This window comes from Streptomyces sp. CB02980 (assembly GCF_014451325.2).
Lineage (GTDB): Bacteria > Actinomycetota > Actinomycetes > Streptomycetales > Streptomycetaceae > Streptomyces.
Map to the genome: position 1 here is coordinate 143,324 of NZ_JACSCH020000009.1, position 14,680 is coordinate 158,003.

Annotated in this window: 16 protein-coding genes; 7 read left to right on the forward strand and 9 right to left on the reverse strand. The window is 73.9% G+C overall.

The window, feature by feature from the left end; all coding sequences use genetic code 11:
• Positions 1–120: 120 nt before the first annotated feature.
• A complete protein-coding gene (locus E0F75_RS40420) occupies positions 121–924 on the forward strand; it encodes a chaplin (RefSeq protein WP_187623974.1) in 804 nt (267 codons plus the stop codon).
• A 47-nt stretch (positions 925–971) separates the two neighbouring features.
• On the opposite strand, the gene E0F75_RS20405 is transcribed toward E0F75_RS40420, so the two are convergent.
• The 3 genes from E0F75_RS20405 to E0F75_RS20415 form a co-directional block, all read right to left on the reverse strand.
• Complete coding sequence (locus E0F75_RS20405) at positions 972–1,661, reverse strand: DUF2293 domain-containing protein (protein WP_187623975.1); 690 nt, start codon at positions 1,659–1,661, stop codon at positions 972–974.
• Positions 1,662–1,674: 13 nt separating this feature from the next.
• Entirely contained in the window at positions 1,675–2,133 is a 459-nt protein-coding gene (locus E0F75_RS20410) for a hypothetical protein (protein WP_187623976.1), read from the reverse strand.
• An 89-nt stretch (positions 2,134–2,222) separates the two neighbouring features.
• Positions 2,223–3,434, reverse strand: coding sequence for a pyridoxal phosphate-dependent aminotransferase (locus E0F75_RS20415; protein ID WP_187623977.1), 1,212 nt, complete (start codon positions 3,432–3,434; stop codon positions 2,223–2,225).
• 91 nt (positions 3,435–3,525) lie between these two features.
• Here E0F75_RS20415 and E0F75_RS20420 point away from each other — a divergent pair, with 91 nt between their 5' ends.
• Positions 3,526–4,167, forward strand: a complete 642-nt coding sequence (locus E0F75_RS20420) for a helix-turn-helix domain-containing protein (protein WP_187623978.1) — start codon at positions 3,526–3,528, stop codon at positions 4,165–4,167.
• Positions 4,168–4,252: 85 nt separating this feature from the next.
• Here the strand turns inward: E0F75_RS20420 and E0F75_RS20425 are convergent, their stop codons facing one another.
• Genes E0F75_RS20425 through E0F75_RS20435 form a run of 3 tightly spaced genes read right to left on the reverse strand, consistent with a single transcriptional unit; the run spans position 4,253 to position 5,861 of the window.
• On the reverse strand, positions 4,253–4,609 hold the full coding sequence (locus E0F75_RS20425; RefSeq protein WP_194481369.1) for a MerR family transcriptional regulator: 357 nt from the start codon (positions 4,607–4,609) through the stop codon (positions 4,253–4,255).
• Between the two features lie 26 nt (positions 4,610–4,635).
• On the reverse strand, positions 4,636–5,388 hold the full coding sequence (locus E0F75_RS20430) for an SDR family NAD(P)-dependent oxidoreductase (protein ID WP_187623980.1): 753 nt from the start codon (positions 5,386–5,388) through the stop codon (positions 4,636–4,638).
• 56 nt (positions 5,389–5,444) lie between these two features.
• Positions 5,445–5,861 carry a VOC family protein gene (locus tag E0F75_RS20435; RefSeq protein ID WP_229312752.1) on the reverse strand — a complete coding sequence of 139 codons (417 nt, stop codon included), beginning with the start codon at positions 5,859–5,861 and terminating at the stop codon, positions 5,445–5,447.
• Positions 5,862–5,972: 111 nt separating this feature from the next.
• Between E0F75_RS20435 and E0F75_RS20440 the strand changes: the two genes are divergently transcribed.
• The gene (locus E0F75_RS20440; RefSeq protein ID WP_187624136.1) at positions 5,973–6,608 is read left to right on the forward strand and encodes a uridine kinase; all 636 of its coding nucleotides are present in this window, start codon (positions 5,973–5,975) and stop codon (positions 6,606–6,608) included.
• Positions 6,609–6,711: 103 nt separating this feature from the next.
• Here E0F75_RS20440 and E0F75_RS20445 read toward each other — a convergent pair whose 3' ends face one another.
• Positions 6,712–7,626: a carbohydrate kinase family protein gene (locus E0F75_RS20445; RefSeq protein ID WP_187623981.1), complete on the reverse strand. Its 915-nt coding sequence runs from the start codon at positions 7,624–7,626 to the stop codon at positions 6,712–6,714.
• Positions 7,623–8,627 (reverse strand): pseudouridine-5'-phosphate glycosidase, encoded by a 1,005-nt coding sequence (locus tag E0F75_RS20450; protein ID WP_229312753.1) that lies wholly within the window; start codon positions 8,625–8,627, stop codon positions 7,623–7,625. The genes E0F75_RS20445 and E0F75_RS20450 overlap by 4 nt, the downstream gene beginning before the upstream one ends.
• A gap of 273 nt (positions 8,628–8,900) precedes the next feature.
• Here E0F75_RS20450 and E0F75_RS20455 point away from each other — a divergent pair, with 273 nt between their 5' ends.
• The 4 genes from E0F75_RS20455 to E0F75_RS20470 all read left to right on the forward strand — a co-directional run bounded on the left by E0F75_RS20455 (position 8,901) and on the right by E0F75_RS20470 (position 13,216).
• On the forward strand, positions 8,901–9,257 hold the full coding sequence (locus tag E0F75_RS20455; protein ID WP_187623982.1) for a cupin domain-containing protein: 357 nt from the start codon (positions 8,901–8,903) through the stop codon (positions 9,255–9,257).
• A 312-nt stretch (positions 9,258–9,569) separates the two neighbouring features.
• Positions 9,570–10,910 (forward strand): discoidin domain-containing protein, encoded by a 1,341-nt coding sequence (locus tag E0F75_RS20460; protein ID WP_187623983.1) that lies wholly within the window; start codon positions 9,570–9,572, stop codon positions 10,908–10,910.
• Complete coding sequence (locus tag E0F75_RS20465; protein ID WP_187623984.1) at positions 10,910–12,217, forward strand: MFS transporter; 1,308 nt, start codon at positions 10,910–10,912, stop codon at positions 12,215–12,217. The genes E0F75_RS20460 and E0F75_RS20465 overlap by 1 nt, the downstream gene beginning before the upstream one ends.
• A gap of 3 nt (positions 12,218–12,220) precedes the next feature.
• The gene (locus E0F75_RS20470) at positions 12,221–13,216 is read left to right on the forward strand and encodes a PD40 domain-containing protein (protein WP_187623985.1); all 996 of its coding nucleotides are present in this window, start codon (positions 12,221–12,223) and stop codon (positions 13,214–13,216) included.
• 110 nt (positions 13,217–13,326) lie between these two features.
• Here the strand turns inward: E0F75_RS20470 and E0F75_RS20475 are convergent, their stop codons facing one another.
• The gene (locus E0F75_RS20475) at positions 13,327–14,625 is read right to left on the reverse strand and encodes an MFS transporter (protein ID WP_374115416.1); all 1,299 of its coding nucleotides are present in this window, start codon (positions 14,623–14,625) and stop codon (positions 13,327–13,329) included.
• Between the last annotated feature and the right edge of the window lie 55 nt (positions 14,626–14,680).

A 14,680-nucleotide genomic window follows, 5' to 3' on the forward strand; every position in this document is an offset into this window, starting at 1 on the left:
CACTCGAACGGGGCCCACTCGATGGAGTGAAACCCGTCAACGGCCGGATCCGGCACGTGCGTTTGTCGCGTTGATTCCGGTACGGGCACTTGCCCGCACACCTCCGGAAGGCAGGAAGCCATGAGGCAGATTCGCCGAAGTGGTCTGGCCACACTGTTGGTCACGGGTGGGGCGATCGCCCTCTCGGCCGGCGCCGCGCACGCAGACTCCGGCGCGCAGGGCGCCGCGGTCGGTTCGCCGGGCGTCGGCTCCGGCAATACGGTTCAGCTGCCGGTGCACGTGCCGGTCAACGTCTGCGGCAACACGGTCAGCGTCGTCGGCCTGCTCAACCCGGCCTTCGGCAACGGCTGTGCCAACCGCTCCGCCGAGAAGGAGCCCGACGGCTACGGCTCGGAGGACGGCGGCGGCATCCACAAGGACGAGCCCGGCACCCCGCGCGGCGGCGAGCAGGCAGGCGGTTCGCACGGCGGCGGGTCCTCCGACGGCGGTTCCGCCAACGGCGGCGGGTCCACGGCCGAGACCCACGTCGCGGGCTCTCCCGGCGTGCTCTCCGGGAACGGCATCCAGCTGCCCGTCGACCTCCCCGTGAACATCAGCGGCAACTCGGTCAACGTGGTGGGCATCCTCAACCCGGTCTTCGGCAACACGGCGGTCAACGGCCCCTCGAAGCCCACGCCGCCGGTCGAGACGCCGACGCCGCGCCCGCAGACCCCCGTGCGGAACGTGCCGGTTCCGCAGCCGGAGACCGAGACCGAGACGGCGAAGCCCGTCCCGCTCCCCGCTCCGCAGGGCGAGACGAGCACGGTCGCGCTGGCCTCCACCGGTTCCGACAGCATCGGGTACACCGGCGCCGCGAGCGCCGCGCTGCTGCTCGGTGGAGCCCTGCTGTACCGTCGCGCCCGCCGCACCGCGGACCAGGCCTGACGGTTCCGCCCCCACGGCCGGGCCGACGTGGGCTGACACCCGAGCTGTCAGCCGCGCCGCCCCCGGCCGTCGGTGTCCCCGCCGCGGCGCCAGGCCCGGAGCACCGCCTCGATGGCGGGCGCCACTCTCGTCCGGGCCTGGTGCCGAGGAACACCCCGCATCAGCAAGGTGTCGTACGGCGTGTCGAGATGGCGTACGGAGGCGCGCACCGCGGCCGTGACGGCGCCGCGGTCGAGCGAGCGGCCCGCCGCCGTGCGCCCCACCCGTCCGCTGCCCTTCGCCGAGGCGTGGACGGCGACCTCCGTGGCCCGGTCCGCCGGGATGGACGGGAAGAGCCGCAGGATCTCTGCCCGGAGCACCTCGGTGATCTCCACGTCGAGCGCCGCGCGCCGTACGGCGTCCCGCGCCCGGCGCCTGGCCCGGGCCTCCGCGTCCGCCAGACAGGACAGCTCCGCCTCGGTGAGCGCCGCCTCCTCGACGAGCAGGCCCTGGCGCTCGTAGCGGGTGCGGCGCCGGTTGTGGCGTACGACCACGGCCCAGAGCGTGCTGGCCTCCCGGGCCCGGCGGGTGAGCGCCGTGTCGCCCCGCCGCAGGAAGACGAGATGTCCGAGGTCGGCGCAGTCGAGGCAGACCGGGGCGTTGAACTCGACGATCATCCGCTCGAGGGGCCCCTGCCGGCACTCCGAGCAGCGGCGGCGCTTGAGCGGCTCGACGACCACGGGTGCGACGAGGTCCATGTCCGGGCCCCGCTCAGCGCACGCCGGGCGCGGCCGCGGCGATGAACTCGGCGAGCGCTTCCTTCGCCTCCGCCGAGCGATGGGCGCGCTCGGACTCCCCCCGCGCCTCGTGCATGCAGTGGGTCTGCTCGAAGGCGGCCTCGGCCAGCCGTCGGACCTGCGGGTCGTCGCACACCAACTGCACGCGGAAGAGGGCCTGCCGGGCGGCGGTCCGCTGCCGGTAGGAGGCGTGCCGGGACTCCTCCGCCTCCTCGGAGCCGGGCTCCTCGGCCGCCCGGAACCAGCGGTCGTTCTGGCTGTGCCGGTAGTCGACGACCGCGCCCGCGTAGGCGCTGTACGTCGCGATCCGCTCCTGGCGGAGCTGTTCGGTCCGGGCCAGCGAGGCGGTGCGCTCGGTGGCCCGCCCCTGGAACCAGTGTGTGGCGATGACGCCCAACAGGGTTCCCGCCACCGCTATCAGCGCCACATCCATGACCGGGCGCCCCCTCCCGTCCTGCCGTCCTGTCATCGGCCCGAAGGATCTTCAGGCCCTCAGATCATGACAGTCGAGGGGCTGTCACGTCACTGCCGGTAGCCGCTCAGAAAGCGGCCGATGCGGCTGATCGCGGCGTCGAGGTCATCGGCGTACGGCAGGGTCAGGATGCGGAAGTGGTCCGGGCGGGGCCAGTTGAAGCCGGTGCCCTGGACGACCTGGATCTTCTCGCGCAGCAGCAGGTCGAGGACGAACTTCTCGTCGTCGTGGATCTTGTGCACGGCGGGGTCGAGGCGCGGGAAGGCGTACAGCGCTCCCTTGGGCTTCACACAGGAGACGCCGGGGATCTCGTTGAGCTTCTCCCAGGCCCGGTCGCGCTGTTCGCGCAGCCTGCCGCCCGGCGCGGTCAGCTCGTGGATCGACTGCCGGCCGCCGAGCGCGGCCTGGATGGCGTACTGCGCGGGGGCGTTGGGGCAGAGCCGCATGGAGGCCAGCATGGTGAGGCCCTCCAGATAGTTCCTGGCATGCTCCTTCGGGCCGGTGACGACCAGCCAGCCGGAGCGGAAGCCCGCCACCCGGTACGTCTTGGAGAGCCCGCCGAAGGTGAGGACGACCAGGTCGGGGGCGAGGGAGGCGGCCGGGTGGTGGACGGCCTCGTCGTACACGATCTGGTCGTAGATCTCGTCGGCGAAGACCATCAGGCCGTGGCGCCGGGCGAGCGCGAAGATGCCCTCCAGGATCTCCTTCGGGTAGACGGCGCCCGTGGGGTTGTTGGGGTTGATGATCACGATGGCCTTGGTGCGGTCGGTGATCTTCGACGCCATGTCGTCGAGGTCCGGGTACCAGTCGGCCGACTCGTCGCACAGGTAGTGCACGGGCTTGCCGCCCGCGAGCGTGACCACCGCCGTCCACAGCGGGTAGTCCGGGGCCGGTACGAGGACCTCGTCGCCGTCCTCCAGGAGGGCCTGGACGGCCATCGAGATCAGCTCGGACACGCCGTTGCCGAGGAAGATGTCGTCGACGTCCACGTCCGGCAGCCCCATGCCCTGGTAGCGCTGGGCGACGGCGCGGCGGGCGGAGAGGATGCCGCGCGAGTCGGTGTATCCGTGGGCCTTGGGGAGCATCCGGATCATGTCCTGGACGATCTCCTCGGGCGCCTCGAAGCCGAAGAGCGCCGGGTTGCCGGTGTTGAGGCGCAGGACACTGTGGCCCGCCTCCTCCAGCGCGTTGGCGTGCTCGATGACCGGGCCCCGGATCTCGTAACAGACCTCGCTCAGCTTGCTCGACTGCCGGAACTCCATGTCCGACCTCCCCAAGTCCCCGGAATCAGTGTTGCTTGGTTTTACCAAGTTCGAGCTTGGAAAGTCCAACAACATGTCTAGACTGCGTCGCATGCCACGTCAGCCACGCCGCCGCAGCTACGACCAGTACTGCGCCGCCGCGCGCGCCCTCGACCTCGTCGGCGACCGCTGGACCCTGCTCGTCGTCCGCGAACTGCTCGCCGGGCCGCGCCGCTACACCGACCTCCACGCCGACCTCCCGGGCGTCAGCACCGACATGCTCGCCGGCCGCCTCAAGGACATGGAGGGCGCCGAGCTGGTCACCCGCCGCCGACTGCCGCCGCCCGCCTCGGCGTTCGTGTACGAGCTCACCCCGCGCGGCCGCGACCTGCTGCCCGTGCTGCGCACCCTCGCCGCCTGGGGGGCGCCCGACCTGGGTGAACCGCGGCCCACCGACGCCGTCCGCGCCCACTGGTACGCGATCCCGCTCCTCGGGGCGCTGGCCGAGCTGGGCGCCGGGGTCGTCCAGGTGACCCTGGACGAGGGCGAGTTCTTCGTACGGGTCGGGGGCGACGGGGCCGTGTCGTACGGGGACGGGGTGTACGGCGCCGGTACGGCCGAGGTGCCCGACGCCCGGCTGCGGACCGACGTGGCGACCTGCCGGGCCCTCGCGGCCGGGGAGTCGACGCTCGCCGAGGCGGTCGAGACGGGGCGCGCGACGCTGGAACGGCCCGTACGGGCCGCCCGGTCGTAGCCGCACCCGGGGGTCAGCCCGTTCCCGGGGATCAGTCTGTTCCCGGGCATCAGTCCATCCGCGGGCGCCGGTCCATCCCCGGGCATCAACCCCGGTCCGACACCACGCCCAGCCTTCGGGCCAGCCGGTTCCGGGCCTCGGTCTGTGCCGCGATGCGGGCGTCGAGCACGGCCAGCCGCTCGCGGGCGATCTCCAGGCCGCGGGCGGACGGCGGGGCCGACGGCATGTCACCGTCCAGGCAGGAACGGAACGCGGACACGTCGTCCAGGGTGAGGCCGGCGTCCAGGAGGTACCGGATGTTCGACACGCGCGTCACGGTGTCCTCGCCGTACACCCGGTATCCGTTGGCCGCGCGGGTCGACGTGATCAGGCCCGCCGCCTCGTAGTGGCGCAGGGCGCGCGGCGACACCCCGGTCCGCCGGGCCAGTTCACCGATGCGCAAGGACGCCACCTCCGCGACCACTCCTATCACGCGACCAGCGCACCCCCGTCGACGGGCAGGACGGTGCCGGTCAGGAAGGAGGCGTCCGGCGCCGCGAGCGAGGTGATCGCCCAGGCGACCTCCTCGGGACGGCCGATCCGGCCCAGCGGAACGTGCGCGAGCTGCCAGGCCCGCAAGGCCTTCAGCTGCTCGGGGGAGAGGCCCATGTGGTCCGCGATCGGAGTCTCGATCGGACCGGGGGCGACCGCCACCGCCCGGACGCCGTCGGGCGCGAGCTCCACCGCCCAGCAGCGGGTCAGTGTCTCCAGGGCGCTCTTGGTCGCCGGATAGACGGAGTTGGCCGGCCAGCCGCGCTGGCCGATCGTCGTCGTCACGTTCACCACGACGCCCCGCGACTCCCGGAGCGAGGGGAGGGCGGCCTGCGTCAGCAGGACGGGGGCGACGAGGTTGGTCTCCAGGAGCGGGGTGATCACGGAGCGGTCGAGGGTGCCGAGCGGGCCGCCGAGGGAGATCCCGGCGTTGTTGACGAGCACGTCGAGGCGGCCGTGGCCGGTCACGGCGGCGCGGACGATCTCCTCGGCCGCGCCCTCCGCCGTGACGTCGGCGACGTACGGGTGGATGCCGGGGTGCCCCTCGGAGGTCTCCCGCAGCGGCTCGGCCCTGCGGCCGACGGCGAGGACCGTCGCCCCCTGCCGGGCGAAGGCGTGGGCGGCGGCCCGGCCGATGCCGGTGCCCGCACCGGTGACGACGACGACCCTGGTGGGTGTGGTGGTGTTCATGGGGCTGATGGTCGAACACTGACGCCAGTGACAAGGTCAAGCCGTGGTGCGTGGCGTCAGTGCTCGGGGGAGAGGAACTCGAGCCGGTTCTCGTGGCAGTCGGTGGTGTAGAAGCGCCGGTGTCCGGGGAAGTTGTCGTCCCATGTCACCTCGACGCCCCGGGCGGTCAGCCGCTCGGCCAGGCCGTCGATGTCGGCGACCAGGATGCCCGGGTGCCCCTTGCGGGACGGACGGAAGTCCTCCTCGACCCCCAGGTGGATCTCCAGCGCGTCCGAGCGGACCCACAGGCCACCGCGGGCCGCGAGCACCGGAGGCTTCTGGATCTCGGTCATGCCGAGCACGTCCACATAGAATCGACGGCACACCTCCTCGTCGCCCGGCGGCAGGGCGAGCTGCACATGGTGCAACCCGAGGCCGAACGGGGATGCAACCTCCGTGGTCTCGTAGGGCAGTGGCTGCTGACGCCGACTCATGGGGAACGGATCCTCTCCTCCGGCCGTGCGGTCGTCGCCCGGCCCGGTCACCGTAATGCCGGGGGTGTCGGCCGTTACACGTCAGGGGGAGCTGCGGGCAGGATGAGCGGGATGCGATACGAGGCGATCACCTGGGAACGGCTGGCGGAGGCGCTGGCCCGTCGGCTCGACGGCGCCGCACCGGCCGACGGGAGCAGCCGGCTCAAGGTCGCCGTCGACGGGCCGCCCGCCGCTCCTGGCGGCGAGTTCGCCGAACAGCTCGCCGCGGCACTGCGGACACGCGGGCGCTCCGTCCTCGTCGCGGGGACCGGCGGCTTCCTGCGGCCCGCGTCGCTGCGGTACGAGTACGGGAAGCAGGACCCGGACGCGTACTACGACGGGTGGACCGACACCGGGGCGCTGTGGCGGGAGGTCTTCAAGCCGCTGGAGCCCGGTGGCACCGGACGGGTGCTGCCCGACCTCTGGGACCCGGTGAAGGACCGTGCGACCCGCAGCCCGTACGTGACGCTGCCGCCCGGCGGGGTGCTCGTGCTGCACGGGCCGTTCCTGCTCGGCCACTGGTTCCCCTTCGACCTCACCGTGCACCTGCGGCTCTCGGCCGCCGCCCTTGCCCGGCGCACGGAGGAGGCCTGGACGCTGCCGGCCTTCGCCCGGTACGAGACGGAGGTCGATCCCGGCGACGCGGCGGACGTGGTCGTCCGCGCGGACGACCCGCGCCACCCGGCCTGGACGGGGTTCGGCGGTTAGGGGGGTCGAGGCTTCGCGATCCGCCCCCTGCTTGCGGTCCGTGCCTTGCTTGCGGTCCGTGCCTTGCTTGCGGCACCGCCCGGTGCTCGCGAGCCTCCCCGGGTCACTCGCCCGGTGGCCCCGTCGGCGGTCTGCCGCCGACCGTCGTGACCGCCTGCGCGCCCGCGCGGCAGCCCGCCTCGGCGGCTTTCGCGGGATCCGCGCCCGCGAGCCGGGCCGCCAGGAAGGCCCCGGTGAACGCGTCGCCCGCGCCCGTCGAGTCCACCGGCCGGACCGCAGGAGCCGTCACCCGCGCGGTCACCGAGCCGTCCTCGGCGACCAGGGCGCCCGACGCCCCGAGGGTGACCACGACCAGCGGGAATCGGCGGCTCAACTCGGCCGCCGCCACATCCGGTTCGTCGCGTCCGGTGAGCGACCGGGCCTCGTCGGCGTTGGGCAGCAGCACCTCCGCGCCGTCAGCCGCCGCGAGGAACCGGTCCACCCCCAGCTCCGCGAGGAACCCCGCCGACGCCGGGTCCACACTCACCGGCACCCCCGCCTCCCGTGCGTCCCGCAGCGCCAGCCGGGCGGTCTCGCGGCTCGGCGCGGCGAAGAACAGGTAGCCGGAGAGATGCAGCCGGGCCACGCCGTCGAGCAGGCCCGCCGACCAGTCGCCGGGGGAGAGGCGCAGGGCGGCGCCGCTGTCGGTGAGGAAGGTGCGCTCCGCCGAGGAGTCCACGAGCGCGATCACGCTGGCCGTCGCCGCCTCGGTGTCCGGGACGAGCAGGGGACGCACGCCCGCCCGCCGCAGCGCCCGCTCGTGCCAGTCGGCCGCGTCCGTCCCCACCCGGCCGAGGATGCGCACGTCAGGGCATCCGTAACGCACCGCCCAGCAGGCCGCGTTGGCTCCGGCGCCGCCCGGCAGGGTCCGTATCTCCGCCGCCGTGTCGGTCGCGGGCGTCAGCGGGGTCCGGTGCCGGGCGACGACGTCCGTGACCACGTCCCCGACGACGAGCAGCGCACCCGCCGCCCGGCTCACCGGCCGCCCGCGCCGGGCGCGGACCCGGAGCCGTGCGAGGGCTCGGCGCCGGGCGCGGGTACGGAGTCCCGCCCGGCTTCGGTGCCGGCCGCCGTCCCCGCGCCGTACGCCCCCGCGATCCTCGCCGCGAGCCGCACATTGCCCCGTACCGCCGCCAGGTTGGCCTCCAGGGAGGCCCCTTCCGTGTGCACCGTCAGGTATTCGAGCAGGAACGGCGTCACCGCCTGCCCGGTGATCCCCTTCTCCTTCGCCGCCGCCAGGCCGCCCGCGAGCACCCGGTCGTGCAGCGCGGGATCCAACTGCTCCGCCACCGGCACCGGATTGGCCACGATCAGCGCCGCCCGTGGCCCGCCGAGCCGGTCCTGGGCCCGTATCACCTCGGCCACCGCCTCCGGGGTCCGCAGGGTCCAGTCGACCGGCTCGCCCGAGGAGGCGAGGTAGAAGCCGGGGAAGTGCTCCGTTCCGTACCCGACGACCGTCACGCCGAGCGTCTCCAGGCGCTGGAGCGTCGCGGGCACGTCGAGGATCGACTTGACCCCGGCGCACACCACGGTGGTGCCGACACGGGCGAGCAGCCGCAGGTCGGCGGACTCGTCCTGGGTGTCGGTCCACTCGCGGTGAACACCGCCGAGGCCTCCGGTCGCGAACACCCGTATGCCGGCCGCGTCCGCGAGCCAGGCCGTCGCCGACACCGTCGTCGCCCCGGTCACGCCGGTCGCCAGGGCCGGGGCGAGGTCGCGGTGCCCCAGCTTCCGCACCGCCGGGTCCTCGGCGATCCGGGTCAGCGCCGCCCGGTCCAGGCCGACCCTGGCAGTGCCGTCGACCACGGCGATCGTGGCGGGGACGGCGCCCCCGGCCCGCACCAGCTCCTCAAGCTCCAGGGCCACCGCCAGGTTCCGCGGGCGCGGCAGGCCGTGGGCGATGATCGTCGATTCCAGCGCGACGACGGGACGCCCCTCGTGGAGCGCCTCGCGTACCTCTTCGGACACCTGTGTGGACATGTCCCATTCCTGGCGCGACCACAGGCCCCGCAAACCTCGTCGGCGAGCTCCGGCCACACCGTGGGGGCGCCTTCGGATTCCGTCACGGGGTGCCCGGCGGGGGTGTCCGGGGCGGCCGCGCCACCCGTCCGGCGCTGCGCCGAAGGGGTCGTGCGGATTTCGTCGCCGCGTCGGGTTCCGGGCATCGCGCCTGGTGGGAGGCGAAGCGGAGGGCTTCCGTCCATCCGGGCCCGGCATCGGAGCGGCCCTGGACCCCCGCTACAGTCACCGCCCATGACGACACATGACCAGCCCTCCTTCGCCGTGCACATCCCCGACGCGGAGCTCGAGGCGGAGCCGCTCGACCCCGCCCAGATCGTCTCCGGTACGCCCGAGGTGACGGGCAAGGTGCTGTGGGAGTCCGCCGACGGCAAGCAGCTGCGGGGCATCTGGCAGATCACGCCCGGCGTCGTCACCGACACCGAGGCCGACGAGCTGTTCGTGGTGGTCTCCGGCCGGGCGACCGTCGCCGTCGAGGGCGGGGCCGTCCTGGAGATCGGACCCGGCGACGCCTGCGTGCTCCGCGAGGGCGACCGGACGACCTGGACCGTGCACGAGACCCTGCGCAAGGCGTACCACATCAGCCTCTGATGCCCCCTGGGGCCTCTGAAGTCACGTCGGGCAGCACGGAGTTGAGGTCTGGTAGGAAACCTTCCTATCGGCTAGCATCCCCGGCAGCGGCTTGGCGCGGCGCCCCACCCCAAGGGGCGTGACGCGCTCAGCGAGAGCTCTGACCCGGCCGCCGAGCACCACCCCGCCGTGTGGCGCCCGAATCGCCACCCGGCCGGTCGCCCGTGCCCGTACCCACGGCACGGGCGCCCCGGCCCGCCGCCGCGCGGCGGTCCGTGGTGCGCCGCACCGGTGTCCAGCTCTCGCCGACCCCACAGGCCAGGGAGCCCAGGTATGCGCCTGAACGCCTCCGCCCCACCACGCCGCACCACCACCCCTCTCCCCTTCGTCCTCGCCGCCGTGCTGCTGCTCGTCGGCGGGCTCCTGCTCGCCCTCCCGGACCGGGCCGGAGCCGCCGCCGACGTCCTGATCTCCCAGGGCCGACCGGCCACGTCCTCCTCCGTCGAGGACGGCACCTTCGGCCCGGAGAAGGCCTTCGACGGCGTCTCCAGCACCCGCTGGGCCAGCGCCGAAGGCGTCGACCCCCAGTGGATCCGGGTCGACCTCGGCCCCTCGGCCACCGTCTCCCGCGTCAAGCTCGTCTGGGAGGCCGCGTACGCCAAGGCCTACCGCGTCGAGATCTCCACCGACGGCACCACCTGGACCCGCCTCGCCAACGAGACCGCGGGGAACGGCGCCACGGACGACTGGACCGGACTCACCGGCCAGGGCCGCTACCTCCGCGTGTACGGGACCGCCCGCGGCACCTCGTACGGCTACTCGCTCTTCACGGTGGAGGTCTACGGCACCACCGGCACCACGGAGCCGCCCACCGGCGCGTTCACCGTCGTCGCGGCCGGCGACATCGCCGCCCAGTGCACCGCCTCCAGCAGCTCCTGCGCCCACCCCAAGACCGCAGCCCTGGCCCAGCGGATCGCGCCGTCCTTCTATCTGACGATGGGCGACAACCAGTACGACGACGCCCTGCTCTCCGACTTCAAGAACTACTACGACAAGTCCTGGGGCGCCTTCAAGGCGAAGACCCGCCCCGTGCCCGGCAACCACGAGACCTACGACCCGGCCGGCCCGCTCGCCGGGTACAAGTCCTACTTCGGCTCGATCGCCTACCCGCAGGGCAAGTCGTACTACAGCTACGACCAGGGCAACTGGCACTTCCTCGCCCTCGACTCCAACTCCTTCGACGACGCCGCCCAGATCCAGTGGCTCAAGGACGACCTCGCGCGGAACACCAAGGGCTGCGTCGCCGCCTACTTCCACCACCCGCTGTACTCCTCCGGCGGCCACGGCAACGACCCCGTCTCCAAGCCCGTCTGGCAGATCCTCTACAACGCCAAGGCCGACCTGGTGCTCAACGGACACGACCACCACTACGAGCGCTTCGCCCCGCAGGACCCCAACGGGCGGGCCACCGCCGACGGCATCGTCGAGATCGTCGGCGGCATGGGCGGCGCCGAGCCCTACGACATCGAGACCGTCCAGCCCAACAGCCAGAAGCGGATCAGCGGTCCGTACGGCGTCCTGAAGCTGGACCTCACCGACACCACCTACACCTGGCAGTACGTCGGCACCGACAACCAGGTGAAGGACTCCGGCCCGACCTACACCTGCCACTGATGTACCTCGCGACCACCGGTCGCCCCGACGCGCCGCCCGCCCCCTCGGGGGTCCGGCGGCGCGTCCCCGGCACCGTCCTCGCCCTCGGCGCGGTCAGCCTGGTCACCGACATCTCCTCGGAGATGGTGACCGCCGTCCTGCCGCTCTACCTGGTCCTCGGACTCGGCCTCTCCCCGCTCCAGTTCGGGCTGCTCGACGGCCTCTCGACCGGCGCCACCGCGTTCGTACGGCTCCTCGGCGGCGCCACCGCCGACCGCGGCGGCCGTCACAAGCAGGTCGGCGGGCTCGGCTACGCCCTGTCCGCCTGCTCCCGGCTCGGCCTTCTCCTCGCCGGCGGCGCGACCGGCTGGATCGCGACCGCGATCGCCGCCGACCGGCTCGGCAAGGGCGTCCGCACCGCCCCGCGCGACGCGCTCATCACCCTGCACAGCCCGCCCGAGGACCTGGGGCGCGCCTTCGGCACGCACAGGGCCATGGACACCACCGGCGCCCTGCTCGGCCCGCTGGCCGCCTTCGCGCTGCTGTGGGCGACGGCCGACGCGTACGACGCCGTCTTCGCCGTCAGCTTCAGCGTCGGGGCGTTCGGCGTCCTGCTGTGGGTGCTGCTCGTCCCCGGGCGGACGCGGGGCGACGAGAAGGCACCCGTCGTCCCGGCGGAGCCACGCGCGCGGGGCGGGTTCGCGGAACCACGCGCGCGGGGCGGGTTCCTCGGTGGGCTGCTCGGTGGGCTGCGCTCGCCCGGGTACCGACGGATCGTGATCTGCGCCGGAATCCTCGGCGCCGCCACCATCGGCGACGCCTTCCTCTTCCTGCTGCTCCAGCGACGGCTCGCGTTCGACGCGACCTGGTTCCCGTTCCTGCCGCTCGGCGCGGCCGCCGTCTATCTGCTGCTCGCCGTACCCGCCGGACGTCTCGCCGACCGGATCGGGCGGCGAGCACCGCTCCTGTACGGGCACGGGGCCCTGCTCCTCGCCTACGGACTGCTCCTCGCCCCGCTGCCCGACCCCGTGGTGCTCCTGGGCGTCCTCCTCCTGCTCGGGGTCTTCTACGCCGCCACCGACGGCGTCCTGATGGCCCTGGCGGGCCCCTTCCTGACCGAGGGCCGGCAGGCGAGCGGTCTCGCCGTCGTCCAGACCGCGCAGGCGCTGGCCCGGCTCGGTGCCGCCGTCGCGTTCGGCGCAGTCTGGACCGCGAGCGGGCCGGAGGCCGCGCTCGTCGCCGCGCTGCTCGCCCTCACGGTGGCCCTGTGCTGCGCCGCGCGGCTGCTGCCCACGACTCCTTCCGAGCCCTCCGAGAGGAGCGACTGACCCATGTCCGACCTGACCGGCGCCGGCCCGTCCACCCGTGCGCGCGTGTGGATCCTCGTACTCGCCCTTGTGCTGCTCGGCGGCGGCGCCACCGCCTATACGCTGCGCGCGGCCTCGGGCCGCGAGGCCGCGGTCGCCGGGACCGCCGACCCCGGCTTCACCCTCGAACGCGCCACCGGCGCGCTCTACACGCGGGACACCGCCAGCGGCCGCATCGCGCGCGTGGACCCGTCCGCGCCCGGCGGCCGGGTGGTGGGCGGCCCCTCCTGCGACCGCTTCCACGCGGCCGGGCCCACCGCCCTCTGCCTCCAGCTCAGGCCGGGCGTCCCGGCCCGCTCGTACGTCCTCGTGCTCGACCGGCGGCTGCGCGAGGTCCGCCGGATCGGTCTGCCCGGCATCCCCAGCCGGGCCCGGGTCTCGGCCTCCGGGAACATGCTCGCCTGGACGATGTTCGCGACCGGCGACTCCTACGCGCGCTCGTCCTTCTCCACCCGGACCTCGATCCTCGATCTGCGCACCGGCTACCTGGTGAAGAACATCGAGCAGATCCCGCTCACCCTCGGCGGCCGCCGCCACCACGCCCCCGACGTCAACTACTGGGGTGTCAGCTTCGCCGCCGACGACAACCGCTTCTACGCGACCGTCTCCACGGGCGGCCGCACCCATCTCGTCGAGGGCGACATGCGGACCTGGTCCGCCAAGGCCCTGCGGGAGAACGTCGAATGCCCGTCGCTCTCCCCGGACGGCACCCGGCTCGCCTTCAAGAAGAGGGTCTCCGACGGCCCGAGCGAGCCGTGGCGGCTGTACGTGTACGACCTGGGCACCGGGCGCGAACACGCGGTCGCCGAGCGGCGCGGCATCGACGACCAGGCGCTGTGGACGGACCGGAGCACCCTCGCGTACGGCTACGGGGGAGCGGTCTGGTCGGTCCCGGCCGACGGCACGGGCACCCCGCGCCGGCTGGCGAGCGGGGCGTCCTCCCCGGCGGTGCCGAACTGACCGACGGCGGTGCCGCATGACCCGACCGTACGGCCGTGCCGCATCGACCGACGGCGGTGCCGCACGACCCGACCGGACGGCGGTGCCGCACGACGCGACCGTGCGGAGCCTCACGCCTTCCGGAGCGAGCCCCGGATCACGAGCGCGGCCATCGGCAGCAGCAGGCACGCGGCGATCGCGTTCAGCGGCCCGTATCCCGCCTGCGCCACGATCAGGCCCGCCGCGAGGCCGCCGACGCCGGCGGCGGTGTTCATGATGAAGTCGGAGAGCCCCTGGACCGCCGCCCGAGCGGCCTGCGGCACCGAGTCCGTGAGCAGCGCCGAGCCGGACACCAGACCCGCCGACCAGCCCAGGCCGAGGATGAACAGGCCGAGGGCGGTACGGCCGTGGCTGGGTCCCGCCGTGCCCGCGACGAGCGCCGCCACACCGATGAGACCGACCGCGAGCCCGATCACCGACAGCCTCCCCAGCCGGTCGGACAGCCAGCCCATCAGGGGCGAGAAGGCGTACATGCCGGCGATGTGCCCACTGATGACGAGCCCGATCAGCCGGATGTCCGCCCCGTGGTGGGTGAGGGCCACCGGGGTCATCGACATGATCGACACCATCGCGGTGTGCGAGCCGGCGACGGTGACCACCGCGAGGCGGGCCTTCGGGGACTCCCGCACAGCCCGCATCCCGGCCCGCAGGGAGCGTTCCTCCGGCGCCTCGCCCGCGCCCGTCTCGTCGAGCGCGCGGGCGGTGAGGAGCGGGTCGGGGCGCAGCAGCACGGCCACCACGGCCGCCGCGATCACGAAGACCCCGGCGGCCCAGACGAAGGGGCCCGCGGTGGCGGGTATCCCCAGACCCGCCACGCTCTTCCCGGCCGGCGCGGCGATGTTCGGGCCGAGGACCGCCCCGATCGTCGTCGCCCACACCACGGTGGAGATGGCCCGCGCCCGGCGGTCCGGTTCGGCGAGGTCGGCGGCGGCGAAGCGGGCCGCCAGATTGGCCGAGGACCCGGCGCCGAAGCCGACGAGGCCGAGGAGCAGCAGGGGGAAGCTCTCGGCGACCGCCCCGAGCACGGTGACCCCGGCGCCGACCGCGCCGATGAGGTACGCGAGGACGAGACCGGCCCGGCGGCCCCGCGAGGCCATCAGGGCGGCCAGCGGCATGGCGAGCAGCGCGGGCCCCGCCACGGTCGCCGTGGACGCGAGACCGGACAGCGCCTCGGAGCCGCTGACGTCCCTGGCGAGCACGGCGGCGAGGGCGACGCCGGTGGCGATGCCGAGGCCCCCGAGGATCTGGGTGGCGAGGAGCACGGCCTGGACGCGCCGGCGCAGCGCGGGGAGCTCGGCGTCGGTGACGGGGGCGGGGCCGGGTATGCGGCCGGGCAGGGTGGCGTCAGGGGCACCGGGGGTGTGGGTCACTTACGTGAGTGTGCCAGCCGTCCCACCTGATGGGAACGCCTCCCGGCGCGGCCGG